Source organism: Burkholderia sp. BCC1999, from assembly GCF_905339975.1.
GTDB lineage: Bacteria > Pseudomonadota > Gammaproteobacteria > Burkholderiales > Burkholderiaceae > Burkholderia.
In genome coordinates this window covers 205,477-230,142 of sequence record NZ_CAJPHP010000005.1, presented here as the reverse complement: position 1 = coordinate 230,142, position 24,666 = coordinate 205,477, and the positions used below count along the sequence as shown (strand labels likewise).

Here is a 24,666-nt window from a genome sequence, read left to right as displayed (position 1 = left end):
GGGAGCAGGCGATGAAGACGATGACGACGAAGGTGCTCGTGCTGGCAGTGCTTGCTGCAGGTGCGACCCTCGCGCGGGCGGACGGCGAGGCGCCGGTGCGCGTGCCGGTCGACGCCGACGGCGTGCAGCGGGTCGCCATCGTCGGCGGCAGTTATTTCTTCCGGCCGAACCATGTGATCGTCCGTGCGCACGTACCGGTTGAGCTGACCGTGTCGGCCGAGCCCGGCGTCGTGCCGCACAGCTTCGAGATCGATGCGCCGTCGCAGGCCGGCATCGCGGTGCATACCGAGCTCGGCACGACGCCGAAGACGTTCCGTTTCACGCCGGCGCAGACGGGCCGGTTCGCCTACTATTGCACGCATCGGCTGCTGTTTTTCAGGAGCCATCGCGAGCGCGGGATGGAAGGCGTGCTCGATGTCGAGGCGGCGCCGTGATCGCCGCGTTGCTGGCCGCGAGCCTGATAGGAGCGAGCATGACAGCCGACCCCGTGACCGTCGCCCAGGCGCATTTCGATCATGTCCACTCGTACCGCGCGACGATCCGCTCGTCGGCGCGCAGCGGCGAACACACCGAATTCCGCTACGCCTACCTGAAACCGGGCTTCGTCCGGATGGATTTCGTGTCGCCGCATCACGGCGCGGTGCTCGCGTACGACCCCGGCGACGGCAAGGTGCGGCTGCGCCCGTTCGGCGCGCATGCGCCGCCCGCGCTGACGCTGTCGCCGTCCAATCCGCTCGTGCGCGACCGCAGCGGCCACCGGGTCGACCGGTCGGACGTCGGTGAACTGCTGCGCAACGTTCATGCGCTGCAGCAGGGTGGCGCGACGGTGACCGAGGGCGAGGAGGCCGTCGGCGGCCGGACCGCACTGCGCGTATCGGTCACCGGCGCGCCGGCGCACATGGTCGACGGCGTACATCGTTACCGGCTGTGGCTGGACGCCGAGGACGGCTTTCCGTTGAAGGTCGTCAGCTTCGCCGACGATGACGACGTGCCGCTCGAAACCGTGACGCTCGACGACGTGGAAATCGACGTCGCGTTTCCCGAGCGTTTCTTCACACCCTGACCGATGCACGAATCTGTTTTCCCGACGGACATGCCGGAGGCTGCATGGCGGAATACCGGTTCTCGACGATCTGGCGCGTGGATGCCCCGCTCGCGGCGGTCTGGGAGGCGATCTACCAGGTCGACCGCTGGCCCGACTGGTGGAAGGGCGCGGAGCGCACCGTCGAGATCGAGCACGGCGACGCGCGTGGCGTCGGTGCGCTGCACCGGTATACGTGGAAGGGTGCATTGCCGTACCGGCTGACCTTCGACATGCGCGTGCGGCGCGTCGAGCGGCTGCATGCGCTCGAAGGCCGCGCGAGCGGCGCGATCGAAGGTGATGGACGCTGGTCGTTCGCCGGCGACGGCGCGCGCACCGTCGTGCGCTACGACTGGCACATCCGCACGCGGGTGCGCTGGATGAACTGGCTCGAGCCGCTCGCGCGCCCGTTGTTCCGCTGGAATCACGACGTCGTGATGCGCGAAGGCGCGAAGGGGCTCGCGCGGTTGCTGGATGTGGCCGTCGAGACGGATGGCCGGACCTTCCGGCCGCTGTCGGACGCGGATTGCGCCGATGCGTAGCGACGTGTAGCGATGCGTGGAGACGCGTCGCTCAGCGCGCGTACGCCATCACCGCACCGTCCACCACCAGCGCGACGCGTTCGCCGAGCGCCGGGCACCGGTGTCCCGGCACGCGGATACGCACGAGCACGTCGCGATCGGCATCGAGACGCGCGAGCACGTCGGCATCCTGGCCCGCGAACTGTGCGGCTTCGACGCGCGCCGTATGACCGCGCGCCGCATCGACCTGCGTGACCGGCACGATGCCGATCTGCTCGGGACGCAGCATCGCGTCGGCCGGCCCGTCAGGCAGCGGCGCGACGAGCGGCAGCTCGCCGAGCGCACAGGCGATGCGTGCATCGCGCACGTGACCCGCAAGCAGTACGGCCTGCCCGACGAACGACGCGACGTCGCGCGTGACGGGCTGCCGGTACAGCATCTGCGGCGCGGCCGTCTGCACGAGCCTGCCTTGCCACATCACCGCCACTTCGTCGCCGAGCGTCATCGCCTCGGGCTGGTCGTGCGTGACGAGCACCGACGTCGCGCCGGCCGCGGCGAGCGCGTCGGCGACCGCGCTGCGCGTTTCGTGACGCAGCGACGTGTCGAGCGCGGAGAACGGTTCGTCGAGGATCACGAGCGAGGGTTCGGGTGCGAGCGCCCGCGCGAGTGCCACGCGCTGCTGCTGGCCGCCGGACAACTGCTGCGGCGCACGGCTCGCGTACGACGCGGGCAACCCGACCATCTCGAGCAGTTCGTCGACACGGTGATGGCGCCGCCGCGCCGCGCGCGGCAGCCCGAACGCGATGTTGTCGGCCACCGACAGGTGCGGAAACAGCGCGCCCTCCTGCGGCACGTAGCCGATCCGGCGCCGTTCGGGCGGCAGGTGCACGTCGGGTGCGGCCACGCGGCGCCCGTCGATCTCGACGGTGCCGCGCTCGGCGCGCTCGAAGCCGCACAGCACGCGCAGCAGCGTCGTCTTGCCGCTGCCGGACGGGCCGAGCAGCGCGAGGCGCGAGCCGCGCCGCACCGTGAGGTCGATGTCGTGCAGGACGGTATGCGATCCGAACGATTTGGACAGGCCGTGGATGCGTAGTTCGCTCATGGGCGGTTCCGGGAAAAAGGGCGGCGCTCAGTCGCGCACCGACGCGCGGCCGAGCAGCAGGAACAGCAGTCCCGACGCGCCGAGCGACAGCGCGACGAGCAGCGCGGCATAGGGTGCGGCGGCGGCGAACGCGAGCGTCGCCGTATCGCTCCACACCTGCGTCGCGAGCGTGCGCGTGCCGATCGGCGACAGCAGCAGCGTCGCGTTGAGTTCCGTCACGACCGAGATGAACACCATCGTCGCGGCCGCGCCGAGGCCGGGCGCCGCAAGCGGCAGCACCACGCGCGTGAGTGTCGCGCGCCAGCCGAGGCCGAGCGAGCGTGCGGTTTCCTCGAGCCGGACCTGCACGTGCGACAGCGCCGCGCGTACGCTGACGACCGCGAGCGGCAGGAACAGGATCGCGTACGCGGCGACGAGCGCCGGCGCGCTCTGATAGAGCGGCTGCAGCAGCCGCACCGTGATCGATACGATCGCAAGCGCGACGACGATGCCCGGCACGCCCTGCACGGTCATCGCGGTGCGTTCGAGGAAGGTCGCGACGCGGCCCGGATGACGGACCAGCAGGAACGCGAGCGGCAGCGCGAGCAGCGTCGTGACGGCCGCCGCCGCGAGGCCGTAGCCGCTTGAAGCGAGTGCGGTCTGCCACAGCAGTTGGGGCGACACGTCGGCCGGCGTGACGGCGGCGGCACCTTGCTGCGTGAGCCAATAGCCGATCATCGCGAGCGGCACGCCAAGCGTCGCGGCCGCGAGCGCGGCGAACGCGACGGCGACGAGGCCGCGCAGAGAGCCGAGCGGATAACGCATCGCGACGCGGCGCGCGGCGCGGTGCGTATGGCCGTAGCGCGCATGGCCGCGCGCGCGCGCTTCGATCGCGAGGCACAGCAGACACAGCGCGATCAGCACGCAGCCAAGCAGCGACGCGCCACCGCCGTCGAACGCGGTGCGGTATTCCGCATAGATCTCGGTCGTGAACGTGCGAAAGCGCAGCAACTGGAACGCGCCGAATTCGGACAGCACGCCGAGTGCGACGAGCAGCATCCCGCCGCACAGCGCGGGGCGCAACTGCGGCAGCACGACACGAAAGAACGTATGCCACGGCGAGCAGCCGAGCGTGCGCGCGCTTTCTTCGAGTGCGGGGTCGAGCTCGCGCAACGCGGCGGCTACCGGCAGGTAGACGAGCGGGAAGTACGCGGACGTCAGCACGATCAGCGCGCCGAGGAAATCCTGCAGATCGAGGCTCAGCGACACCCACGCATAGCTCGTGATGAACGGCGGCACCGCGAGCGGGGCGGCGGCGAGCGCGGTCCACAGCGGCCGCGCGGGCAGGTCGGTGCGCTCGATGAACCACGCGACCGCGGTGCCGAGCAGTGTGCACGCGAGCGTCGCGGCGAGCGTGATCGACAGCGTGTTGACGAGCAGTTCGCCGACGAGCGGACGCCACAGTAGCTCGATCGCATCGTCGACGCCGAAGGTGGCCGCGCGGTACAGCGTGAAGGCGAGCGGCAGCAGGATCGCGAGCGGCCCGCACGCGGCCGCCGCGACGAGCGCGCGCGACGGGCGCCGCCGCGTCGCGGTGCGCTCGCCGTCGCGCGCGGTGCGCGCCGCGCGGGACACGGCGTCGCTCACGGTCAGAGCAGGCCGGCCTGGCGCAGCAGCTTGCCGGCCTGGCTGTCGTCGCCGAGCTGTTCGAACGTCAGCGCAGGCGGGCTCAGTTCGTTGAACGGCTTCAGGATCGGATCAGGCGCGACGCCCGGGTGCAGCGGATACTCGAAGCTGATGTGGCCGTTCGCCATCAGCTTCTGCGCTCGCTCGCTGACGAGATACGCAACGAACTTCTGCGCGTCGGCCTGGTGCTTCGACGCCTTCATCACCGCGGCGCCCGACACGTTCACGGCTGCGCCGACGTCATGGTTGCCGAAGTGATGGATCGCGCTCTTCGTCGACTTGTCGCCGAGCTCCGCGTGCAGGCGGTCCCAGTAGTAGTTGTTGATGATGCCGGTCAGCACGCCGCCGCGGTTGACGGCCGCGGTCACGCCTTCGTCGTCGTCGAAGATCTGCGCGTTGGCCTTCAGGCCCTTCAGCCATTGCAGCGTCGCGGCCTCGCCGTGCAGCGCGAGCACCGCGCTCACGAGCGGCAGGAAGTCCGCATCGCTCGGCGCGACGCCGACCTTGCCTTTCCATTCCGGCTTCGCGAGATCGAGCAGCGACGCGGGCAGTTGCTGCGGCTGGAGCTTCGCGGTGTTGTAGACGAGCACGTTCTCGCGCGCGAGCACGCCGACCCAGTTGCCGTCGGCCGGGTTGAAGCGCGCGGGCACCGCCTGCAGTGCGGCGCCGTCGGTCTTCGCGAGCAGGCCCTTGCGGTCGAGCAGCACGAGCTCCGGAGAGTTCTCGGTGAAGTACACGTCGGCCGGCGTGCGGTCGCCTTCCGCGACGATCTGCGCGGCGAGCGCGGGGCCTTCGCCCGAGCGCACCTTCACGGTGATGCCGCTCTGTGCTTCGAAGTCTTTGACGAGCTGGTTGACGACCTGCTCGTGCTGCGCGTTGTACAGCGTGAGCGTCGCGGCATGCGCGTGCGAGACGTGCAGCGCGCCGGTCAGCATGAGCGCGGCGGCAGCCGCGGAGATCAGGTGCCGCAGCGGGCGGCTAACGGGTGAAGTGTTCATGTCGTCGTCGTGAGTTTCATCCGGACGGGCCGGGGAAAAGGGGGGCGTTGCGTGTCGTTACGTCGTCGTGCCGTTACGCTTCGAACAGCGCAGCGCCGATGTACGAACCGGGTTGCGCGCCCGGCGGACACGCGAAGATCGCGCTGCCGACGTGCGTGGTGAACTGGTTCATGATGTCCAGCTTCGCGAGCTTCTCGTTGATAGGAATGAAGCCACGGCGCGGGTCGCGCTGGTGCGCGACGAACATCAGCCCCGCGTCGTACTCGGTCTGCTGGCGCCACGGCGGCCAGCGCTCGATGTAGAAGTTCGCGCTGTCGTTGTACGAGTACGCGCGTCGCAGGATCTGCGCGCCGTTGTTCACCTGCGGCGAGGCGAGACGCGCATGCGCGTTGTCGGGGATCACCGAATTGCCGTCCTTGTCGACCGCGTCGAGGTCGAGCGCCTCGAACTCCTGCTTGCCGCCGATCGGCGCGCCGCTGTACTTCTTGCGGCCGAACACCTGCTCCTGGAAACCGAGCTCGGTGTTGTCCCAGTGTTCGAGCGTGATGCGGATGCGGCGCACGACCGTGTAGGTGCCGCCGTTCATCCATGCCGGGCCTTCGTTGCCGGCCCACACGAATTCGTTCATCGCGGCCGGATCGTCGCGCGACGGGTTCATCGTGCCGTCCTTGAAGCCCATCAGGTTGCGCGGCGTCTCGCCCGGCTTGCCGGACGTGAAGCCGGCCTGGCCCCAGCGCATCTGCACGGCGTTGCCGCCGAGGCGCACGAGCTGACGCACCGCGTGGAACGCAACCTGTGCGTCGTTCGCGCACGCCTGGATGAACAGGTCGCCGCCGGTCTTCTCCGGAATCAGCTGGTCGCCGTTGAAGCGCGGCAGGTCGACGAGTGCGGCGGGGCGCTGCTTCGCGAGGCCGTAGCGGTCCTTGCCCGCAACCGCGAACAGGCCGGGCCCGAAGCCGAACGTGATCGTCAGCCGCGACGCACCGATGCCGAGCGCGTCGCCCGAGTCGGCCGGCGCGATGTCGTCACCGCCGGTCGCCGGCAATGGCTGCGCGGTGTCGCCGCGCGTGAGGCGCGCGGCCGCGTCGGTCCAGGTCTTCAGCAGCGCGATCACGTCCGCGCGTTTGGTCGTGGCGAGGTCGAGCGCCGCGAAATACGCGTTGCGCTGCTGCGGCGTCGTGATGCCGCCCTGGTGCTTGCCGTAGAACGGCTCGATGTCGTCGTCGTGTGCGTGCGCGCCGGGTGCGGCCGCGGGCGCCGCATCGGCCGCGCGGGCGGCCGGCATCGTGCCCGCTGCGAGGCCCGCGGCCACCGCGGCGCCGCCGGCCTTCAGAAAGCCGCGGCGCGCGGGGCGCGACGGCGGGTTCAGATCGTCTGCCATGGTCGGCTCCGTTACTTCGCGAGCATCAGCGTGTTGACGTCGTCCTGGACGTAATAGAAGCCGTCGCCGGCCGGCGTCATCGCGATCCCGAACAGGTCGCCGTTGCCGGGCGGCGATTGCGCCTTGTCGGTGTCGATCCAGCGCGCATAGAGCTGCTTGCCGGCGACCGGATCGATCTCGACGACCTGGCCGTTCAGTGCGTTGGTCGCGAGCAGATGGCCGTTCGGCGCGGTCGCGAGCGCGAGCGGGCGGCGCAGGAAGCCGTCGGCCGTGACCTGGCGGCCGACGCCCGCGCTCGTGTCGCGCGTGAGCGGATCGTCGATCTCGACGACGCGGTTGCCGATCGCATCCGATACGTACAGCTTCTTCTGGTCGCCCGACAGCGCGAGGCCGGTCGGGCCGACCAGGAACACGCCCTTGTCGGCCTGCGCGCCGAGGCCGCTCGCGACGACCGTTTCCTGCTTGATGACGGGCGGCTTGCCGGCCGGCACGTCGAGGTCGAGACGCAGCACGGTCGCCTGCTTGTAGACGGGCGGATTGCCGTCCGCGCCGCCGACACCGAAGCCGGCCATGCTGACGAACAGCGTCGCGCTGTCGCCGCGGTCGACTACGGCCATGTTGCCCCACGGGTCGTTGATGTTCGCGCTCGACCACGTCGATGCGATCTTGCCTTGCGGATCGAGCACGATCAGGCAGCCGGCGCCCTTGGTCGACGTCGTGCCGTCGTTGCTCGGCGTGCTGCCGACGATCACCCAGCCCGACTTGAGCATCGTCATCGCGGTCGACAGGCCGACACCGCCCGGGCACGCCTTCAGGTCGCGCGGGATCGTCGCGAACAGGCTCATCTGCTTGGTCGACGGCCGGTAGTTGACGATCGTGCTGCCGGTGCCCTGCAGGTTCGCCGCGTTGTTGAAATTGTCGACGAGCACGTCGCCTGCCTGGATCGCGCCGGCCGACACCGGCGCGACCGCGATCGCGTACGGGTTCTGGTCGCCGTTGTCGGGCACCGTGTTGACGAGCAGCGTATGGCGATGCAGCGTCTCGAGGAAGCCTTGCGGCTCGGCGAACGCGCCGGCGGCGGCCGTCAGCGCGGCGGCGGCCAGCGCGCCCGTCGCGAGGCGGCGAAGCGGGGCGGATTGAATCATCGGGATCTCCTGGGGAGCGCGCCGCGCCGGCGGCGCGCGAAAACGGGTGGCGTGGGCGGGTAGCGTGTACGCGGTGCTCAGAACGTGATCGTCGTGCGCGCGCCGAGCACGAACGTGTTGCGTAGCGGCTGGGTTGCGTCGCTCGGGTTCTGGCCCGCGCCGGCGTTGAACGTGTACTGCGCATCGGCCGCGATGACCCACCACGGGTTGATCTGGTACTGGTAGGTCGCCTCGACGGTCGTCTCGCGGGTGCGTACGCCGTACGGGCCGGCCGCGAACGTCCGCGCGGCCTGGTCGAGGTCGGTCACGTGGCTGCCGACCTGGATGTACGTGACGGCGAGGCCGACGCTGTCGTTGTCGCGGCCTTCGAACGGCGCCTTCAGCACGATGCCCGCGTTGGCCGCGAAGCTCACGAGGTTGCGGTCGCCCGGCGCGCCCATCACGCGTGCGAACACGCCGAGGCTCCTCGGGCCGGTCGGGTCGGGGCGCCAGATCATCTGGTCGGCCACCGCGTAGAAGCTGTAGTCGCCGTGATGCTGCTGCGCGTTGCCGTTCGACGCCGGATCGGCGAGCGACAGCCCGTCGGTGCCGGTGCTCTGGTCCGCGAAGCGGCCGTTGTGATACCAGACGCCGATCTTGTAGGTGCCCGGCAGCCCGTTCGAGTGCCCGGTATCCATTTCGCCGTCGGACGGCTGGTTCAGTGCGTATTGCAGCTCCCCGATATAGAGCGTGCCGTTGTGCAGGTTGAAGTTCGTGCCGCTCAGGTTGCTCGGGTTGTTGCCGAGCGGATCGCCGTCGAACACGCCCGCGAGCGCGGTGAGCTTCGGCGTGATCTGCGCGCGCACGCGCACGCCGAGGCCGGCGAGCGGATAGGCGGGGCCGCCGTTCGGCAGATCGTACGACGGCAGCGCGGGCCAGCCGAACATCGTGTTGACGAACGTGTTCGCATACGTGCTGACCATGAATTCCTGATCCAGGCTCTGCTGGCCGATCTTCACGTCGACGCGCTTGTCGAGGAACGACTGCTGGTACCAGAGCTCCCACAGGCGCGTCGTGTCCTGCGCCTCGATGCCGCTCGCGGTGTTGAGCGTGCCGAGGTTGCGCGCGCTCAGGTTGGTGCCGTGGATCTGCAGCGCGCTGACGTTGAACGTGCCGCCGGCCAAGCCGATCGCCTTCTGCGTGTCGACCGTCAACGTGGCCGTCGTCAGTCCGTCGTAGGCGCCGCCGCGGTTCAGGCCGCCGCGCAGGTTCGCGAGGTATTCGCTGGTTTCGGTGATCTGCAGCGTCGCACCGTACTTGCCGAGCCACGGGCGGATGCCGCCCATGTCGCCGAGCAGGCTCTGGCGCGTCCAGATGCCGGTCCACATGTCGGTCGGCTTCGCCTGGATCGTGAGGTCGGCCTCGGGCGCTTCGGGCTGCGCGTCGACCGGCGTGGCGGCGAACGCAGCGCCGCTCGCGAACGAGGCGCATGCGAGGACGGCCGCACAGGCGGCGGGGCGCATCCGGGCGCGGACGCGGTCTCCATGGAACGACGCAACCTTCATATCAAATCCCTGGTTCTAATTGGTTTGGAGTCCTGCTTGTCGGTCGCTGTCCCGACGCTCGGCACCGATCGGCCAGGGCATGAAGAAGAGCGCAACGCGGCGCATCGTAGGAGTCTCGAATGGGAATGTCAATGTAAACGAGAATGATTCGCATCTAAATTACTGAATGTAATGGGAGGGCTTACGGACGGGGCCCGGCGGGTGTTTTCATGGAATAAAAACGTAAATATCGGCGTAATGAAAATGAATGCTTCGATGCGGAGCGATGGATCGCTGGACAGGGGGCGCGACGGTCGCCGGGCAGGGTGAACGGCCGCGTTGCGGCGGACGGAATCGACGCCTGCGCGGGCTTTTCGATGCGATGTCGCCGGTCGCAGGAACTCCGTGCTTACCCGGTGTCCAAACGGGGCTGGATGCGATTCGCAGGTCGCGCGGGCCTGCCTGTCAGGCCGGGTGGCGTGGGTCAGGGTTTTGTTTTGAAAGGGTTTTTTGTGATTTTCGGGTGTTTTTCCTGCTGCCGGGCCGCGTTGAAAATTCGTCCGGCTCCCCTTCTTGAATTTGTCAAAACCCGTCCATATAATTAGCACTCGCTGCACGAGAGTGCTAACAATTCTCTGCCGGGCGATCCGCCGGGCAGATTCCCTAAGCGTTCTTCAATCTCAGTCAAGAGAGGAGTGAATATGAACCTTCGTCCTTTGCACGATCGCGTGATCGTCAAGCGCCTGGATCAGGAAACCAAGACCGCCTCGGGCATCGTGATCCCCGAAGCCGCTGCTGAAAAGCCGGATCAAGGCGAGATCCTCGCGGTCGGCCCGGGCAAGCGTGACGACAAGGGTGCACCGATCGCGCTCGACGTGAAGGTCGGCGATCGCGTCCTGTTCGGCAAGTACGCAGGCCAGACCGTCAAGGTCGACGGCCAGGAACTGCTGGTCATGCGCGAAGAAGACATCATGGCCGTGGTCAACGCTAACTAAGCGTCCACCGACGGTACATATTCCCAAGAATTCAAGGAGTTAGAAGATGGCAGCTAAAGACGTCGTATTCGGCGATTCCGCCCGTTCGAAGATGGTCGAAGGCGTGAACATTCTCGCCAACGCAGTCAAGGTCACGCTGGGTCCGAAGGGCCGCAACGTGGTGCTCGAGCGCAGCTTCGGCGGCCCGACGGTCACCAAGGACGGTGTGTCGGTCGCGAAGGAAATCGAGCTGAAGGACAAGCTCCAGAACATGGGCGCGCAAATGGTCAAGGAAGTTGCTTCCAAGACCAGCGACAACGCAGGCGACGGCACGACGACGGCAACCGTCCTCGCGCAATCGATCGTTCGCGAAGGCATGAAGTACGTCGCATCGGGCATGAACCCGATGGACCTGAAGCGCGGCATCGACAAGGCAGTCGCAGCGGCTGTCGAAGAGCTGAAGAAGATCAGCAAGCCGTGCACGACGAACAAGGAAATCGCACAGGTCGGCTCGATCTCGGCGAACAGCGACACGTCGATCGGCGATCGCATCGCTGAAGCGATGGACAAGGTCGGCAAGGAAGGCGTCATCACCGTCGAAGACGGCAAGTCGCTGGCCGACGAACTCGACGTCGTCGAAGGCATGCAATTCGACCGCGGCTACCTGTCGCCGTACTTCATCAACAACCCGGAAAAGCAAGTCGCCGTCCTCGACAACCCGTTCGTGCTGCTGCACGACAAGAAGGTGTCGAACATCCGTGATCTGCTGCCGGTACTCGAGCAAGTCGCGAAGGCTGGCCGTCCGCTGCTGATCATCGCTGAAGACATCGAAGGCGAAGCGCTCGCAACGCTGGTCGTGAACAACATCCGCGGCATCCTGAAGACCGTTGCGGTCAAGGCGCCTGGCTTCGGCGATCGTCGCAAGGCGATGCTGGAAGACATCGCGATCCTGACCGGCGGCCAAGTGATCGCCGAAGAAACCGGCCTGACGCTCGAGAAAGCAACGCTGGCAGAACTGGGCCAGGCGAAGCGCATCGAAGTGGGCAAGGAAAACACGACGATCATCGACGGCGCAGGCGAAGCCGTGAACATCGAAGCACGCGTGAAGCAAGTGCGCGCGCAAATCGAAGAAGCGACGTCGGACTACGACCGCGAAAAGCTGCAAGAGCGCGTGGCCAAGCTGGCCGGCGGTGTTGCAGTGATCAAGGTCGGCGCAGCGACCGAAGTCGAAATGAAGGAAAAGAAGGCACGTGTCGAAGACGCACTGCACGCAACGCGCGCAGCTGTTGAAGAAGGCATCGTGGCAGGTGGCGGCGTTGCGCTGATCCGCGCTCGCACCGCGATCGCAGGCCTGACCGGCGCGAACGCCGACCAGAACGCCGGCATCAAGATCGTGCTGCGCGCAATGGAAGAGCCGCTGCGCCAGATCGTCACGAACGGCGGCGAAGAAGCCAGCGTCGTGGTGGCGGCAGTTGCTGCAGGTACGGGCAACTACGGCTACAACGCAGCAACGGGCGAGTACGTCGACATGGTTGAAGCCGGCGTCGTCGACCCGACCAAGGTCACGCGTACCGCACTGCAGAACGCAGCTTCGGTTGCAGGCCTGCTGCTGACGACGGACGCAGCTGTCGCAGAACTGCCGAAGGAAGACGCACCGATGCCGGGCGGCATGCCGGGCGGCATGGGCGGCATGGGCATGGACATGTAATCGACTTCGGTCGATGATGTCCGGAGCGCGCAGCGATGCGCGTTCCAGCCAAAAGAAAAGACCCGCAGCGATGCGGGTCTTTTTTTATTGGCGCGAGGATTTTGATGCATGCACCGGGCGGCCGGAGGCGTCGCGCCCGAAGCGGCGCGGCAGGTACGACGGCGGGGCATGCCCGCCGTGCCTGCGTCAATGGCGGTGCGACGTCCTCGTTACCGGGTCGGCCTTCACGGCCGGCGGCGTGTCCGAGTCTTCATTGCTGCGCGCCCAGAAGAACCGGTCGGGCAGGTACGCGCCCATGCCGGGCCGGAACGCGTCGCGCACGGCCTGGTACAAGTATTCCTGCGCCTCGCGAACCGCTTCGGGCGGTTCCTGGCCGTTTGCAAGCAGCGCCGCGATCGCCGCGCCGAGCGTGTCGGTGATACCCATCAGCCGGTGCGGCGAGCGATCCCACATATCCTCGCGGAGCTGGCCTTCCTCGCCGTACAGCGTGTTGACGAGCCGGTGCGAGCCCGGCTCCGACGACAGGATGTATTCGCAGCCCTGCGACAGCAGGTGCGACACGGCCGCGTCGAGATTCGGCGCCTCGGCGTCGCCGTCCGGCTGCGCGAGCGCGATCAGCGTCGCGTAATCGGCGACCAGCAGCGTGGTTTGCGGCGCCAGCAGGTCGGCGATCGATTCGCGCAGGTCGTCGGCTGCGAGCACGTGTTCGTCGTCGAGCGTGAAGTCCGGCGCGAGCACGAGCGGCACGCCGTCGTAGTCGGCGACGACCTCGGCGATCGCGCTCACGACTTCCGCGCGCGTCGCCGCGCCGATCTTGAACGCGGCAACCGGCATGTCTTCGAGCAGCATGCGCGCCTGCGCGGCGACGACCTCGGGGTCGAGGCCGGTCACTTCGTCGCAGGCGGCCGAGTCGCGCACGGTGTAGCCCGTCAGGACGGATACGCCGTGACAGCCCATGCTCGCCAGGGTCATCAGATCGGCTTGGAGGCCGGAGCCGCCGGTGGGATCGGACAGGCCGAAGGTGAGGACGATCGGAGGGGCGTTGCTGGACATGTAAAAATGGGGCAAGAGAAAAACAGGGAAGCGACGGAGATGCGGACGGCGAGGCGAGTGGCCATTTTGGGCCCGGTGTTGCCCGGCAGGCCGCACTTTTCAACCATTATGCGGTGGAATCCGGCCCGCACGACGGATTTTTTAGCGCAGCGCAACGTAGTCGCTGTCCTCCAGCGCGATTGCTAGGCAGTCCGGCCCCGACACGGTACCATCATGGCTCCCGAATTTACCGACTTTTCCCGACGCGGCTAAGATGGAATACAAGAGCTGGATGTGCCTGATTTGTGGCTGGATTTACGACGAAGAAGCCGGGCTGCCCGAAGAGGGCATTGCCCCGGGCACGCGCTGGGAAGACGTCCCGATCAACTGGACGTGCCCCGAATGCGGCGCCCGCAAGGAAGACTTCGAGATGGTCCAGATCTGACCGGACCGCTGGCCCACGGACACCCCGCTCAGGCCTCGCATCGGCCCGGCGCTCGCGCGCCGCGGGTGGTGCGAGCGACTTGACGATGACAGGCGCGCGTGTCCATGACGTCCGATCCGGCGAACGTTCCCCACCCTGACGCATTGCCCAACCCGCGTGGCGGGGCCGTGCGTGCGGCCGACGCGTGGCTTGCGGCGGCCGCCGACGCCTTCGGGCGGCACGACGATGCGGCTGCGCCGCTGTCCGCCGCCGCGGCCGTGCTGGCGGAAGCCGGCTGGCTGCCGGCCGCGCGGTTCGCCGGGCAACTGGCGGCCGGCGTGCCGCTGGTCGCCGCCGAGCCGACTTCGGCCGGCTGGCGCGCCGCGCTGCGCGACTTCCGTGCGGCCGTCGGGCGTCACAACCTGCGCGAGCTCGCCTGCTCGCCCGTTCTCCTCGACCATTTCCGTGCATTGCGTGCGCAAAGCGCCGCCGACCTGCGCGCGAGCGCGCCGCTCGACGCGCTCGCGCTCGTCGGCCGCGCGGTGCCGCCGGCCACGCTGCGCGAGCTGCCAGACGCATTCGCGGCCCGGATCCGCGCCCGCTACGAGCAGGCGCTGCTCGGCGCGCTGCGCGCGGAGCACGGCGCGCCCGATGTGGCGCTGGACGAACTCGACGCGATGCAGGTCGCGCTGACCGACGACGGGCCGTACGATTTCTGGCGGCTCGCTAACGCGTGCCTGCGCGCGCTGCGCGCCAGCGGCGCGCCCGAGTTGAAGCGCTTTCTCGCGCGGACCAACCTGCTGCTCGGCGAGCATGCGCAGGGCCGGCGCAGCGCACCGCCCGAGTTCGTGCGCGAGACGGTGGCGCTGTTGTGGCGCGATTTCGCGCTGTTCGGCGCTGCGGCAGAAGACGTTGCGCTCGTCGACGTGCTGCACGACTACGGACTGACGGTCGACTGGCACGTCGCCGGCACGCCGGCGTCCGAGGCGCTGTGGGAGGCCGATGCTGCGCGGGCCGAGCACGAGGCGGTCGCCGTCGCGCCGACCCGCGCGCTCGGCGTCGTGACCGTCAACGCGCATGCCTATGAGGATTTCCTGCAGACGGCCGATGCGTCGATGGTCGACCTCGCGGCCGACCCGGCCCGGGCCGACGCAGGCGCTGCGTGGCACGCGTCCGGCGCCGCGTACCGGGTCGGCACGGCCGCGTGCGCGCTCGGCCTCGGCCACGCGGCACTGCTGGCCGATACGCTCGGCCTCGCATGGCGCCGTGCCGCCCACGGCGTGCCGCTCGCCGACGGCGGCCTCGACGCGCACCGTCACGCGTCGGACATGCTGCGCGCGGCGCTGCTGAAGATCGCGGCCGGCGTTGCGCCGCCGGACCTCACCGCGGCGTCCGAAGCGCTCGGCACGGCGCTCGGCCGGACCTGACGAACAAGGGGACGGACACCTGGCGGCGCCCCTTGTCGCGCGGGCCTGCAACACGCTGCCGACAGCGCCCGCGCGCGTGTTAGAGTGCCGTGTGATCCGCGCGCGCCGTTGCCAGCGTGGCGCGGCGTTGCTTGTTGATCGCGGCCCGGTCAGGTCGCGGCGTCTTTGCTAAAATTCAAACCATGTCAAAGCCTTCCGATCGCATCAATCTCACCAACCAGTTCCTGATCGCCATGCCTAACATGGCCGATCCGACGTTCTCGGGAACGGTGGTCTATCTTTGCGATCACAGCGAGCGCGGCGCGCTCGGCCTCGTCATCAATCGTCCGACCGACATCGATCTCGAATCGCTGTTCAACCGCATCGACCTGAAGCTCGACATCGAGCCGCTGCTGCACATTCCCGTGTACTTCGGCGGCCCGGTCCAGACCGAGCGCGGCTTCGTGCTGCACGAGCCGGTGGAGGGCGCGAGCTACAACTCGTCGATGTCCGTCGACGGCGGGCTGGAGATGACGACGTCGAAGGACGTGCTCGAGGCGGTCGCGACGGGCACCGGCCCGAAGCGCTTCCTGTTGACGCTCGGCCATGCCGGCTGGGGCGCAGGGCAGCTCGAGGAAGAAATTTCCCGCAACGGCTGGCTGACCGTGGCCGCCGATCCGCGCATCGTGTTCGACACCCCGGCCGAAGAGCGCTTCGAAGCGGCCCTCGGCCTGCTCGGCGTCAGCTCGGCGATGCTGTCCGGCGAAGCAGGGCACGCATGAGTGGCGCGAGCGCGCGTGATGCGACGCTCCTGGCGTTCGACTACGGCGAAAAACGTATCGGCGTCGCGGTCGGCAACGCGCTGACGCGCTCGGCCCGTGCGCTCGTCGTGATCCAGAACCTGAATCGCGAACACCGCTTCAAGGCGGTCGGCGACCTGCTGGCCGAATGGCGGCCGGACGCGCTCGTCGTCGGCCTGCCGATGCATCCGGACGGCACGCCGCACGACATGACGCAGCAGGCGAAGCGCTTCGGCAACCAGCTGAACGGCCGCTTCGGGCTGCCCGTCACGTGGGTCGACGAGCGCTATTCGTCGGTCGAGGCCGAGGCAGGGCTGCGCGAGCGCAACGCGCGCGGCCGTGCCCGAGCGGAGATGCTCGATGCCGAGGCCGCACGCGTCATCCTTCAACAGTATCTCGATCAATTGTCCGACCATGAGCACCATTGATGCCGAGGCGCTTTACCGCGTCCTGCTCGACCAGATCCGCACCGCGTACGGCACGGCGTTCGCCGAACCGGGCGGCCCGCGGCTCGCCGGCATTCACAGCGGCGGCGCATGGCTGGCCGAGCGCCTCGCACGCGATCTCGGCGCACCGGCGTTCGGCGTCGTGAACGTCGCGCTGCATCGCGACGATTACGCGAAGAAGGGACTGCACAGCCAGGCCAGCCCGACGTCGCTGCCGTTCGAGATCGACGGCGCGCGCATCGTGCTCGTCGACGACGTGCTGTATACCGGACGCACCGTGCGCGCGGCGCTCAACGAACTGTTCGACTACGGCCGTCCGGCCGCGGTCGAGCTCGCGGTGCTGGCCGATCGCGGCGGCCGCGAGCTGCCGGTCGCCGCACGCTTCGCGGGCGGCACACTCGACGTGCCGGCCGGCGCGACGCTCGTGCTCGCGCGCGACGACGCACAGTTCACGCTGCGCGTCGAATCGCCCGGCGCCTGAACGACACGCGAACCGTATCCCGGGCCGCTGGTTTGCACCGCGGCCCGTTTGCATAGTTGGAATCACGCACACCATGACCACCGACACCACTGGCCGCACCGGCAATCCCGCTGCGACCGCGAGCCCCGACCGGTTCCGCTACGGTTTCCTGAAGGGCAATCCGCAGCTCACGAAAAACGGCGAGCTGAAGCACCTGCTGTCGATCGAGGGCCTGCCGCGCTCGATCGTCAACCACATCCTCGATACGGCCGAGCAGTTCGTCAGCGTGACGGACCGCGAAGTGAAGAAGGTGCCGCTGCTGCGCGGCAAGTCCGTCTTCAACCTGTTCTTCGAGAACTCGACGCGCACGCGCACGACCTTCGAGATCGCCGCGACGCGCCTGTCGGCCGACGTGCTGAACCTGAACATCAATGCGTCGTCGACGAGCAAGGGCGAATCGCTGCTCGACACGATCAACAACCTGTCGGCGATGCATGCCGACCTGTTCGTCGTGCGCCACGCGTCGAGCGGCGCGCCGTACCTGATCGCCGAGCACTGCGCGCCGCACGTTCACGTGATCAACGCCGGCGACGGCCGCCATGCGCACCCGACGCAGGGCCTGCTCGACATGTACACGATCCGTCACTACAAGCGCGACTTCACGAAGCTGCGCGTGGCGATCGTCGGCGACATCCTGCATTCGCGCGTCGCGCGCTCCGACATCCATGCGCTCACCACGCTCGGCGTGCCGGAAGTGCGCGCGATCGGCCCGCGTACGCTGCTGCCGGGCGGTCTCGAGCAGATGGGCGTGAAGGTGTTCCACGACCTCGACGAAGGGCTGAAGGGCGTCGACGTGATCATCATGCTGCGCCTGCAGAACGAGCGGATGAGCGGCGCGCTGCTGCCGTCCGCGCAGGAGTACTTCAAGACGTGGGGCCTGACGCCCGAGCGCCTCGCGCTCGCCGCGCCCGACGCGATCGTGATGCACCCGGGCCCGATGAACCGTGGCGTCGAGATCGATTCGCAGGTCGCCGACGGCCCGCAGTCGGTGATCCTCAATCAGGTCACGTTCGGCATCGCCGTGCGGATGGCGGTGATGGGCATCGTCGCCGGCAACAGCGATTGAGCCCGCTTTCGCGCATCCTTATTCACGCAATCAACGCATTCACAGACAGCGCATGAAGATTCATATCAAAGGCGGCACGCTGATCGATCCGGTCGCCGGCACCGAGCGGCAGGCCGACGTATTCGTCGCGGCCGGCAAGATCGCCGCGATTGGCGCCGCACCGGCCGATTTCAACGCCGCGAAGACCATCGACGCGTCGGGACTGATCGTCGCGCCCGGCCTCGTCGACCTGTGCGCGCGACTGCGCGAGCCCGGCTACGAACACAAGGCGACGCTCGCGTCCGAGATGGCCGCGGCCGTCGCGGGCGGCGTCACGACGCTCGTGTGCCCGCCGGATACCGACCCCGTGCTCGACGAGCCGGGCCTCGTCGAGATGCTCAAGTTCCGCGCACGCAACCTGCACCAGGCGAACGTGCACCCGCTGGGCGCGCTGACGGTTGGCCTCAAGGGTGAAGTGATCACCGAGATGGTCGCGCTGACCGAGTCCGGCTGCGTCGGCTTCACGCAAGCGAACGTGCCGGTACGCGACACGCAGGTGCTGCTGCGCGCGCTGCAGTACGCGAGCACCTACGGCTACACGACGTGGCTGCGTCCGCTCGACGCGTTCATCGGCCGCGGCGGCGTGGCCGCGAGCGGCGCACTCGCGTCGCGGCTCGGGCTGTCCGGCGTGCCGGTCGCGGCCGAGACGATCGCGCTGCACACGATCTTCGAACTGATGCGCGTGACCGGCGCGCGCGTGCACCTTGCACGGTTGTCGTCCGCGGCCGGCCTGGCGCTCGTGCGCGAGGCGAAGGCCGAAGGGTTGCCCGTGACCTGCGACGTCGGCGCGAACCATCTGCATCTGATCGACGTCGACATCGGCTACTTCGATTCGCAGTTCCGGCTCGATCCGCCGCTGCGCAGCGAGCGCGACCGCGAAGCGATCCGCGTGGCGCTCGCCGACGGCACGATCGACGCGATCTGCTCCGACCACACGCCGGTCGACGACGACGAGAAGCTGCTGCCGTTCGGCGAAGCGACGCCCGGCGCGACGGGGCTCGAGTTGCTGCTGTCGCTGACGCTGAAGTGGGCGGACGAGACGCGTACGCCGCTCGCGCAGGCGCTGCGCCGCATCACGTCCGCGCCGGCCGACGTGCTGAAGCTGCCGGCAGGCCGCCTGTCCGAAGGCGGCGCGGCCGACCTGTGCGTGTTCGACCCGCGCGCGCACTGGCGCGTCGAGCCGCGCGCGCTGAAGAGCCAGGGCCACAACTCGCCGTTCCTCGGCTACGAACTGCCGGCCACCGTGCGCGCGACGCTCGTGGCAGGGCAGGTCGCGTTCGAGCGCCACTGAACCACGCCGGACCCTCGCCATGACCGCCCTTCGCAAGCTGCGTCTCGTCTTTCACCTGTTGCGCGGCATGGCGATCGTCGCGCTGCGTTTTTCGCATGTCACGCCCGCGCGCCGCGCCGAGATGACGCGCCGCTGGACGCTCAAGATGCTGCGGATCTGCGGGATGCGCCTCGTCATCCACAACGACGGCGCGCGCCTCGACGCGAGCGCGCTCGTGGTCGGCAACCACGTGTCGTGGCTCGACATCTACGCGGTCAACGCGTGGCGGCCGACGCCGTTCGTGTCGAAGGCCGAGGTGCGGCAGTGGCCGGTCGTCGGCTGGCTTGCCGAGAAGCTCGACACCGTGTTCCTGCAGCGCGAGAAGCGCACCGAGGCGATGCGGATCATGCACGAGATGGCCGAGCGCCTGCGCAACGGCGGGCTCATGTGCGTGTTTCCGGAAGGGACGACGTCAGACGGTCAGGAATTGCTGCCGTTCCATGCGAACCTGTTCCAGTCCGCGGTATCGGCCGGCTGCGCGGTGCAGCCGATCTGCCTGATGTACGAGGACGCGCAGCGGCGGCAGTCAGTCGCGCCGGCGTACACGGGCGAGCTGTCGCTCGGCAAGTCGCTCGACATGGTGCTGCGAGGCGGCCCGCTCGTCGTGCATCTGTACGTGTGCGATCCGATCGCGCCGGGCGGCGACCGGCGGGCGACGTCCGCCGCGGCGCGCGATGCGATCGCGGCTGCGCTGGCGACGTTGCAGGAGAAGGTCGGCAAGCCGTCGGCCGAATCGCTCGCGGAGTTGCAGAAACATGCGTATCCGGCGACCGAACTCGGTGGCGGTGCGGCGGGTGATGCGGCGGCCGATGAACCGGTGCCGGGGCGCGAGGGGTGACGCGCAGCCTCGTCACGTGAATCGGCGTGTCGTTACTCGCCGCCCGGTGAGCGGCACGCTTCGCACTGCACCTGCGTGACCGTGCGCTGCGCAGGGTCGGCCGTCAGCCGTACGGCTGATAACTGGTTCCCCCATACACATCCCGAATCCAGCGCGACGACGTTGTGGCGCAGCATCAGGCCAAGCGCGGCCCAATGCCCGAACACGACCGTCACGTCCTCCGTGCGGCGCCCCGGTACGTCGAACCACGGCAGGTAGCCGGGCGGCGCACTGTCGGGGCCGCCGTTCGCCTTGAATTCCATTGCGCCGTCGGGCGTGCAGAAGCGCACGCGCGTAAACGCGTTGAACGCGACGCGCATCCGGTCGCGCTTCTTCAGATCCGGGCTCCATTGATTCGGCTCGTTGCCGTACAGGCCTTGCAGCGTGTCGCGCCAGTCGGGCGCGCGCAGCGCGCGCTGCAGTTCGTCCGCGAGTTCGAGCACGAGTGCGGTGTCCCATTGCGGCAGCACACCCGCATGCACAAGCAGCATCCCGTCCTCTGCGTGCACGAACGGGCGGTGGCGGACCCAGTCGAGCAGGGCATCGGCATCCGGCGCGTCGAGGATCTCGCCGATCGTGTCGCCCGGGCGTTCGGTGCGCAGCCCGGCGGAGACCGCGAGCAGGTGAAGGTCGTGATTGCCGAGCACGACGGTCGCACGCGGGCCGAGGTCGACGAGCGCGCGCAGCGAGGCGAGGGAGTCCGGGCCGCGGTTGACGACGTCGCCGGCGATCCACAGCGGCGTGTCGGCGGGGGCTGAAAGCTTGTCGAACAGCGACTGGAAAGCAGAATGACAGCCTTGGATGTCGCCGATGGCGATGGGGGTGCGGGTCATGAGGAGGCGGATAGTGCGTGTTTCGGGTGCACGCGAAAGTTGGTCAGGTTTATCATTTTTTGCGCAATTTTTCTTGCGTTAAAAACGATGGCGCGGCATGAAATTTCACGCGTGAGAAGAGTTGAGGCCGCTGTATCAAGTTGTTAGCGGCATGGCTTTTGCACGCGACGGCTCCCTATAATTATCGTTCTCCCCAACAAAATTAGCATTTCATGACTTTGGAGGCCATGTCGACCGGTTAAAATTCCCGGTCTGACGTAGCGGTCACAAGTTACAAGCTACTAGCACTTGTGAATCTGATGCGGCGAGGGCCCGGAGGGCGCTCGCCGCGCATTACTTGAGGGAGCCTCATGATCCTGGTTACGGGCGGCGCGGGTTTTATCGGTGCCAATTTTGTACTCGACTGGCTGCGCGCATCCGACGAAGCCGTGCTCAACGTCGACAAGCTGACGTACGCAGGGAACCTGCGCACGCTGCAGTCGCTGGACGGGAATCCGAAGCATGTGTTTGCACGCATCGACATCTGCGACCGCGATGCTCTTGATGCGCTGTTTGCCGAACACAAGCCACGTGCCGTGCTGCACTTCGCTGCGGAAAGTCATGTCGATCGCTCGATCCATGGTCCTGCGGACTTTGTGCAGACCAACGTCGTCGGCACGTTCACGCTGCTCGAGGCTACCCGCCAGTACTGGAACGGCCTGAACGACGCCGACAAGGCGGCGTTCCGCTTCCTGCACGTGTCGACCGACGAGGTGTTCGGTTCGCTGTCGGCCACCGACCCGCAATTCTCCGAGACGACGCCGTACGCGCCGAACAGCCCGTATTCGGCGACGAAGGCGGGTTCCGACCACCTCGTGCGCGCATACCACCATACGTACGGCCTGCCGGTGCTGACGACGAACTGTTCGAACAACTACGGCCCGTACCAGTTCCCTGAAAAGCTGATTCCGCTGATGATCGCGAATGCGCTCGCGGGCAAGCCGCTGCCGGTGTACGGCGACGGCCAGAACGTGCGCGACTGGTTGTACGTCGGCGACCACTGCAGCGCGATCCGTGAAGTGCTCGCGCGCGGCGTACCCGGCGAGACGTACAACGTCGGCGGCTGGAACGAGAAAAAGAACCTCGAAGTCGTGCATACGCTGTGCGATCTGCTCGACAAGGCGCGCCCGAAGGCAGCGGGTTCGTACCGCGACCAGATCACCTACGTGACGGACCGGCCCGGCCACGATCGCCGCTACGCGATCGATGCGCGCAAGCTCGAACGTGAGCTTGGCTGGAAACCTGCGGAAACGTTCGAGACCGGTCTGGCCAAGACGGTCGACTGGTATCTCGACAACCAGGTCTGGGCCGATGAGGTTGCATCGGGCGAGTACCGCAAGTGGGTCGAAACGAACTACGCGCAACGCGCTTGAGGAGAGAAGCGATGGCACGTAAGGGCATCATTCTCGCCGGCGGATCCGGCACGCGGCTGTACCCGATCACGCACGTCGTATCGAAGCAGCTGCTGCCGGTGTACGACAAGCCGATGATCTACTACCCGCTGTCGACGCTGATGATCGCGGGCATTCGCGACGTGTTGATCATCTCGACACCGCAGGACACCCCGCGCTTCGAGTCGATGCTCGGTGACGGCAGCCAGTGGGGGATGAACATCCAGTATGCGGTGCAGCCGTCGCCCGACGGTCTCGCGCAGGCGTTCATCATCGGCAAGGAGTTCGTCGGCAACGATCCGTCGGCGCTGATCCTCGGCGACAACATCTTCTACGGCCACGATCTCGCGAAACAGCTCGAGCGCGCACACGCACAGGAAACCGGCGCGACCGTGTTTGCGTACCACGTGCACGATCCGGAGCGTTACGGCGTCGTCGAATTCGACAAGTCGTTCCGCGCGCTGTCGATCGAGGAGAAGCCGGCGAAACCGCGTTCGAACTACGCGGTGACGGGTCTGTACTTCTACGACAACCGAGTGTGCGACATCGCGGCCGACATCAAGCCGTCGCTGCGTGGCGAGCTGGAAATCACCGATGTCAATTCACGGTATCTCGCCAGCGGTGCGCTGAACGTCGAGATCATGGGGCGCGGGTACGCGTGGCTCGATACCGGCACGCACGATTCGCTGATCGAGGCGGCCAGCTTCATCGCGACGCTGCAGAAGCGGCAGGGCCTCGTAGTCGCGTGTCCGGAAGAAATCGCCTATCGCCGCAACTGGATCGACGCGGAGCAGGTGCTGAAGCTGGCACAGCCGCTCGCGAAGAACGCGTACGGTCAGTACCTCAAGAACATTCTCACGGATCAAGTCGCATGGCCATCCAAGTAACGGCGACGGCGCTGCCCGAAGTCAAGATCATCGAGCCGAAGGTGTTCGGCGACGCGCGTGGGTTCTTCTACGAAAGCTTCAACGGGAAGGAGTTCGCCGAGCAGGTCGCACCCGGCGTCGAATTCGTGCAGGACAACCATTCGCGCTCGTCGAAGGGCGTGCTGCGCGGCCTGCACTATCAGATCCAGCACGCGCAGGGAAAGCTCGTTCGCGTGGTCGAGGGCGAAGTGTTCGACGTCGCCGTCGACATTCGCAAGGATTCGCCGAACTTCGGCAAGTGGGTGGGAGTCGTCTTGTCGAACGACAACCATCGGCAGCTGTGGGTGCCGCCCGGTTTCGCACACGGTTTCGTCGTGCTGTCGGAGGCCGCGCAGTTCCTTTACAAGACGACCGACTACTGGTTCCCGGAGCACGAGCGCAGCATCGTGTGGAACGACCCGGAGATCGGGATCGAGTGGCCGATCGATTTCGAGCCGCTGCTGGCGGCGAAGGACGCGGCCGGCAAGCGTTTGAGCGAAGCCGAAGTTTATGCGTGAGGTGGGTGTGACTCCTGAACCGACGATCCTCGTGACGGGTGTGAATGGCCAGGTCGGGTTCGAACTGCTGCGCTCGCTGCAAGGCCTCGGCCGCGTGGTGGCGTGCGACCGCTCGATGCTCGACCTGTCCGATCTCGATCGCGTGCGCAGCGTCGTACGCGAGCTGAAGCCGTCGATCATCGTGAATCCGGCCGCGTACACGGCCGTCGACAAGGCAGAGACGGATGTCGACGCCGCGCGCCGGCTGAATGCCGAAGTGCCGCGCGTGCTGGCAGAAGAGGCGGCGCGTAGCGGTGCGGCACTGGTTCACTACTCGACCGATTATGTGTTCGACGGTGCGAAGCCGGGCGAGTATTGTGAGACCGATCTCCCGGATCCGCAAAATGTCTACGGCCTGACCAAGCTCGAAGGCGAAGCGGCGATCGCCTCGTCCGGATGCCGGCATCTCATTTTGCGCACCAGTTGGGTATATGGTGCGCGTGGGCATAATTTTCTGTTGACGATGCTTCGTTTGGGCGCCGAACGCCCCGAATTGAAAGTCGTTGCGGATCAAATGGGGGCGCCGACCTGGAGTCGTGCCATCGCGACGGCGACGTCGCACGTGCTTGCCCAGGCGCGCGGTGCCGCGGATACGGCGGAATGGTGGGGCGCACGCTCCGGAACGTACCATTTGACAGCTGGTGGCGACACGTCGTGGCACGGATTCGCGTCGGCGATTTTCGAGCTGGCGAACCTTCCGAAGCTGCCGGTCGTATTGCCGATTCCGGCTGCGGACTATCCGACGCCGGCGAAGCGGCCGTCGAATTCAAGGCTGTCCAACGCGAAGCTGGCGCAGGTTTTTGGTGTGGCCCTGCCGCACTGGCGGGAATCTCTCGGGCTTTGCCTGGCTGGTATGCAGAAGACGTGATCGTTTCTGTAGTGTGAGTGGTCGCATGCGCGTGT

Annotated in this window: 25 protein-coding genes; 17 read left to right on the top strand and 8 right to left on the bottom strand. The window is 67.5% G+C overall.

The genetic code is table 11. The annotated features are described in order from the left end of the window. Positions 1–11: 11 nt before the first annotated feature. From U5809_RS09290 to U5809_RS09280, 3 genes are read left to right on the top strand one after another with little or no spacing between them, the layout of a single operon-like run. The gene (locus U5809_RS09290; protein ID WP_322086250.1) at positions 12–434 is read left to right on the top strand and encodes a quinol oxidase; all 423 of its coding nucleotides are present in this window, start codon (positions 12–14) and stop codon (positions 432–434) included. After that, on the top strand, positions 431–1,063 hold the full coding sequence (locus U5809_RS09285; protein ID WP_282506840.1) for a LolA family protein: 633 nt from the start codon (positions 431–433) through the stop codon (positions 1,061–1,063). Before U5809_RS09290 ends, U5809_RS09285 begins: the two co-directional genes overlap by 4 nt. A gap of 44 nt (positions 1,064–1,107) precedes the next feature. Further along, positions 1,108–1,623 carry an SRPBCC family protein gene (locus U5809_RS09280; protein WP_322086249.1) on the top strand — a complete coding sequence of 172 codons (516 nt, stop codon included), beginning with the start codon at positions 1,108–1,110 and terminating at the stop codon, positions 1,621–1,623. A gap of 31 nt (positions 1,624–1,654) precedes the next feature. Here the strand turns inward: U5809_RS09280 and U5809_RS09275 are convergent, their stop codons facing one another. From U5809_RS09275 to U5809_RS09250, 6 genes are all read right to left on the bottom strand, one after another. After that, the gene (locus U5809_RS09275) at positions 1,655–2,704 is read right to left on the bottom strand and encodes an ABC transporter ATP-binding protein (RefSeq protein WP_322086248.1); all 1,050 of its coding nucleotides are present in this window, start codon (positions 2,702–2,704) and stop codon (positions 1,655–1,657) included. A 27-nt stretch (positions 2,705–2,731) separates the two neighbouring features. After that, a complete protein-coding gene (locus U5809_RS09270; protein WP_322086247.1) occupies positions 2,732–4,330 on the bottom strand; it encodes an iron ABC transporter permease in 1,599 nt (532 codons plus the stop codon). A gap of 2 nt (positions 4,331–4,332) precedes the next feature. Continuing rightward, positions 4,333–5,367: an iron ABC transporter substrate-binding protein gene (locus U5809_RS09265; RefSeq protein ID WP_176049427.1), complete on the bottom strand. Its 1,035-nt coding sequence runs from the start codon at positions 5,365–5,367 to the stop codon at positions 4,333–4,335. Between the two features lie 73 nt (positions 5,368–5,440). Beyond that, complete coding sequence (gene efeB, locus U5809_RS09260; protein WP_322086246.1) at positions 5,441–6,748, bottom strand: iron uptake transporter deferrochelatase/peroxidase subunit; 1,308 nt, start codon at positions 6,746–6,748, stop codon at positions 5,441–5,443. An 11-nt stretch (positions 6,749–6,759) separates the two neighbouring features. Continuing rightward, a complete protein-coding gene (locus U5809_RS09255) occupies positions 6,760–7,893 on the bottom strand; it encodes a hypothetical protein (RefSeq protein WP_176049425.1) in 1,134 nt (377 codons plus the stop codon). 77 nt (positions 7,894–7,970) lie between these two features. After that, entirely contained in the window at positions 7,971–9,437 is a 1,467-nt protein-coding gene (locus U5809_RS09250) for a carbohydrate porin (RefSeq protein WP_322086245.1), read from the bottom strand. Between the two features lie 680 nt (positions 9,438–10,117). On the opposite strand from U5809_RS09250, the gene U5809_RS09245 reads away from it, so the two are divergent. After that, positions 10,118–10,411 (top strand): co-chaperone GroES, encoded by a 294-nt coding sequence (locus tag U5809_RS09245; RefSeq protein ID WP_026044985.1) that lies wholly within the window; start codon positions 10,118–10,120, stop codon positions 10,409–10,411. A 46-nt stretch (positions 10,412–10,457) separates the two neighbouring features. Then, positions 10,458–12,098: a chaperonin GroEL gene (gene groL, locus U5809_RS09240; RefSeq protein WP_043181578.1), complete on the top strand. Its 1,641-nt coding sequence runs from the start codon at positions 10,458–10,460 to the stop codon at positions 12,096–12,098. A 186-nt stretch (positions 12,099–12,284) separates the two neighbouring features. Here groL and U5809_RS09235 read toward each other — a convergent pair whose 3' ends face one another. After that, a complete protein-coding gene (locus U5809_RS09235; protein WP_176049423.1) occupies positions 12,285–13,151 on the bottom strand; it encodes a hydroxymethylpyrimidine/phosphomethylpyrimidine kinase in 867 nt (288 codons plus the stop codon). 253 nt (positions 13,152–13,404) lie between these two features. Between U5809_RS09235 and U5809_RS09230 the strand changes: the two genes are divergently transcribed. From U5809_RS09230 to U5809_RS09195, 8 genes are all read left to right on the top strand, one after another. After that, positions 13,405–13,575 carry a rubredoxin gene (locus tag U5809_RS09230; RefSeq protein WP_004186709.1) on the top strand — a complete coding sequence of 57 codons (171 nt, stop codon included), beginning with the start codon at positions 13,405–13,407 and terminating at the stop codon, positions 13,573–13,575. Positions 13,576–13,679: 104 nt separating this feature from the next. After that, positions 13,680–14,981 (top strand): hypothetical protein, encoded by a 1,302-nt coding sequence (locus U5809_RS09225; protein ID WP_322086244.1) that lies wholly within the window; start codon positions 13,680–13,682, stop codon positions 14,979–14,981. 182 nt (positions 14,982–15,163) lie between these two features. Beyond that, a complete protein-coding gene (locus U5809_RS09220; protein ID WP_175919008.1) occupies positions 15,164–15,742 on the top strand; it encodes a YqgE/AlgH family protein in 579 nt (192 codons plus the stop codon). Beyond that, entirely contained in the window at positions 15,739–16,188 is a 450-nt protein-coding gene (gene ruvX / locus U5809_RS09215; protein WP_322086243.1) for a Holliday junction resolvase RuvX, read from the top strand. Before U5809_RS09220 ends, ruvX begins: the two co-directional genes overlap by 4 nt. Next, entirely contained in the window at positions 16,175–16,687 is a 513-nt protein-coding gene (pyrR, locus tag U5809_RS09210) for a bifunctional pyr operon transcriptional regulator/uracil phosphoribosyltransferase PyrR (protein WP_322086242.1), read from the top strand. The genes ruvX and pyrR overlap by 14 nt, the downstream gene beginning before the upstream one ends. Before the next feature lie 73 nt (positions 16,688–16,760). After that, positions 16,761–17,792: an aspartate carbamoyltransferase catalytic subunit gene (locus U5809_RS09205; protein ID WP_282506852.1), complete on the top strand. Its 1,032-nt coding sequence runs from the start codon at positions 16,761–16,763 to the stop codon at positions 17,790–17,792. A 52-nt stretch (positions 17,793–17,844) separates the two neighbouring features. Continuing rightward, complete coding sequence (locus U5809_RS09200; RefSeq protein WP_322086241.1) at positions 17,845–19,122, top strand: dihydroorotase; 1,278 nt, start codon at positions 17,845–17,847, stop codon at positions 19,120–19,122. A 19-nt stretch (positions 19,123–19,141) separates the two neighbouring features. Further along, positions 19,142–19,999: a lysophospholipid acyltransferase family protein gene (locus U5809_RS09195; protein ID WP_322086240.1), complete on the top strand. Its 858-nt coding sequence runs from the start codon at positions 19,142–19,144 to the stop codon at positions 19,997–19,999. Positions 20,000–20,031: 32 nt separating this feature from the next. Here the strand turns inward: U5809_RS09195 and U5809_RS09190 are convergent, their stop codons facing one another. Beyond that, entirely contained in the window at positions 20,032–20,871 is an 840-nt protein-coding gene (locus U5809_RS09190; protein WP_322086239.1) for a symmetrical bis(5'-nucleosyl)-tetraphosphatase, read from the bottom strand. A 350-nt stretch (positions 20,872–21,221) separates the two neighbouring features. On the opposite strand from U5809_RS09190, the gene rfbB reads away from it, so the two are divergent. The 4 genes from rfbB to rfbD are packed head-to-tail and all read left to right on the top strand — an operon-like array spanning position 21,222 to position 24,631. Continuing rightward, positions 21,222–22,283 carry a dTDP-glucose 4,6-dehydratase gene (gene rfbB, locus U5809_RS09185; RefSeq protein WP_322086238.1) on the top strand — a complete coding sequence of 354 codons (1,062 nt, stop codon included), beginning with the start codon at positions 21,222–21,224 and terminating at the stop codon, positions 22,281–22,283. 11 nt (positions 22,284–22,294) lie between these two features. Beyond that, a complete protein-coding gene (rfbA, locus tag U5809_RS09180; protein ID WP_322086237.1) occupies positions 22,295–23,188 on the top strand; it encodes a glucose-1-phosphate thymidylyltransferase RfbA in 894 nt (297 codons plus the stop codon). Next, complete coding sequence (gene rfbC, locus U5809_RS09175) at positions 23,173–23,724, top strand: dTDP-4-dehydrorhamnose 3,5-epimerase (RefSeq protein ID WP_011544743.1); 552 nt, start codon at positions 23,173–23,175, stop codon at positions 23,722–23,724. The genes rfbA and rfbC overlap by 16 nt, the downstream gene beginning before the upstream one ends. Next, entirely contained in the window at positions 23,717–24,631 is a 915-nt protein-coding gene (gene rfbD, locus U5809_RS09170) for a dTDP-4-dehydrorhamnose reductase (protein WP_322086236.1), read from the top strand. Before rfbC ends, rfbD begins: the two co-directional genes overlap by 8 nt. Positions 24,632–24,666: the final 35 nt, after the last annotated feature.

Excerpts from the sequence above, each read along its gene's own strand:
- U5809_RS09290 (WP_322086250.1), top strand. The coding sequence starts at position 12 with ATGAAGACGATGACGACGAAGGTGCTCGTGCTGGCAGTGCTTGCTGCA.
- U5809_RS09280 (WP_322086249.1), top strand. The coding sequence starts at position 1,108 with ATGGCGGAATACCGGTTCTCGACGATCTGGCGCGTGGATGCCCCGCTC.
- U5809_RS09275 (WP_322086248.1), bottom strand. The coding sequence starts at position 2,704 with ATGAGCGAACTACGCATCCACGGCCTGTCCAAATCGTTCGGATCGCAT.
- U5809_RS09265 (WP_176049427.1), bottom strand. The coding sequence starts at position 5,367 with ATGAACACTTCACCCGTTAGCCGCCCGCTGCGGCACCTGATCTCCGCG.
- efeB (WP_322086246.1), bottom strand. The coding sequence starts at position 6,748 with ATGGCAGACGATCTGAACCCGCCGTCGCGCCCCGCGCGCCGCGGCTTT.
- U5809_RS09255 (WP_176049425.1), bottom strand. The coding sequence starts at position 7,893 with ATGATTCAATCCGCCCCGCTTCGCCGCCTCGCGACGGGCGCGCTGGCC.
- U5809_RS09250 (WP_322086245.1), bottom strand. The coding sequence starts at position 9,437 with ATGAAGGTTGCGTCGTTCCATGGAGACCGCGTCCGCGCCCGGATGCGC.
- U5809_RS09245 (WP_026044985.1), top strand. The coding sequence starts at position 10,118 with ATGAACCTTCGTCCTTTGCACGATCGCGTGATCGTCAAGCGCCTGGAT.
- groL (WP_043181578.1), top strand. The coding sequence starts at position 10,458 with ATGGCAGCTAAAGACGTCGTATTCGGCGATTCCGCCCGTTCGAAGATG.
- U5809_RS09235 (WP_176049423.1), bottom strand. The coding sequence starts at position 13,151 with ATGTCCAGCAACGCCCCTCCGATCGTCCTCACCTTCGGCCTGTCCGAT.
- U5809_RS09230 (WP_004186709.1), top strand. The coding sequence starts at position 13,405 with ATGGAATACAAGAGCTGGATGTGCCTGATTTGTGGCTGGATTTACGAC.
- U5809_RS09225 (WP_322086244.1), top strand. The coding sequence starts at position 13,680 with ATGACGTCCGATCCGGCGAACGTTCCCCACCCTGACGCATTGCCCAAC.
- U5809_RS09220 (WP_175919008.1), top strand. The coding sequence starts at position 15,164 with ATGTCAAAGCCTTCCGATCGCATCAATCTCACCAACCAGTTCCTGATC.
- ruvX (WP_322086243.1), top strand. The coding sequence starts at position 15,739 with ATGAGTGGCGCGAGCGCGCGTGATGCGACGCTCCTGGCGTTCGACTAC.
- pyrR (WP_322086242.1), top strand. The coding sequence starts at position 16,175 with ATGAGCACCATTGATGCCGAGGCGCTTTACCGCGTCCTGCTCGACCAG.
- U5809_RS09205 (WP_282506852.1), top strand. The coding sequence starts at position 16,761 with ATGACCACCGACACCACTGGCCGCACCGGCAATCCCGCTGCGACCGCG.
- U5809_RS09200 (WP_322086241.1), top strand. The coding sequence starts at position 17,845 with ATGAAGATTCATATCAAAGGCGGCACGCTGATCGATCCGGTCGCCGGC.
- U5809_RS09195 (WP_322086240.1), top strand. The coding sequence starts at position 19,142 with ATGACCGCCCTTCGCAAGCTGCGTCTCGTCTTTCACCTGTTGCGCGGC.
- U5809_RS09190 (WP_322086239.1), bottom strand. The coding sequence starts at position 20,871 with ATGACCCGCACCCCCATCGCCATCGGCGACATCCAAGGCTGTCATTCT.
- rfbB (WP_322086238.1), top strand. The coding sequence starts at position 21,222 with ATGATCCTGGTTACGGGCGGCGCGGGTTTTATCGGTGCCAATTTTGTA.
- rfbA (WP_322086237.1), top strand. The coding sequence starts at position 22,295 with ATGGCACGTAAGGGCATCATTCTCGCCGGCGGATCCGGCACGCGGCTG.
- rfbC (WP_011544743.1), top strand. The coding sequence starts at position 23,173 with ATGGCCATCCAAGTAACGGCGACGGCGCTGCCCGAAGTCAAGATCATC.
- rfbD (WP_322086236.1), top strand. The coding sequence starts at position 23,717 with ATGCGTGAGGTGGGTGTGACTCCTGAACCGACGATCCTCGTGACGGGT.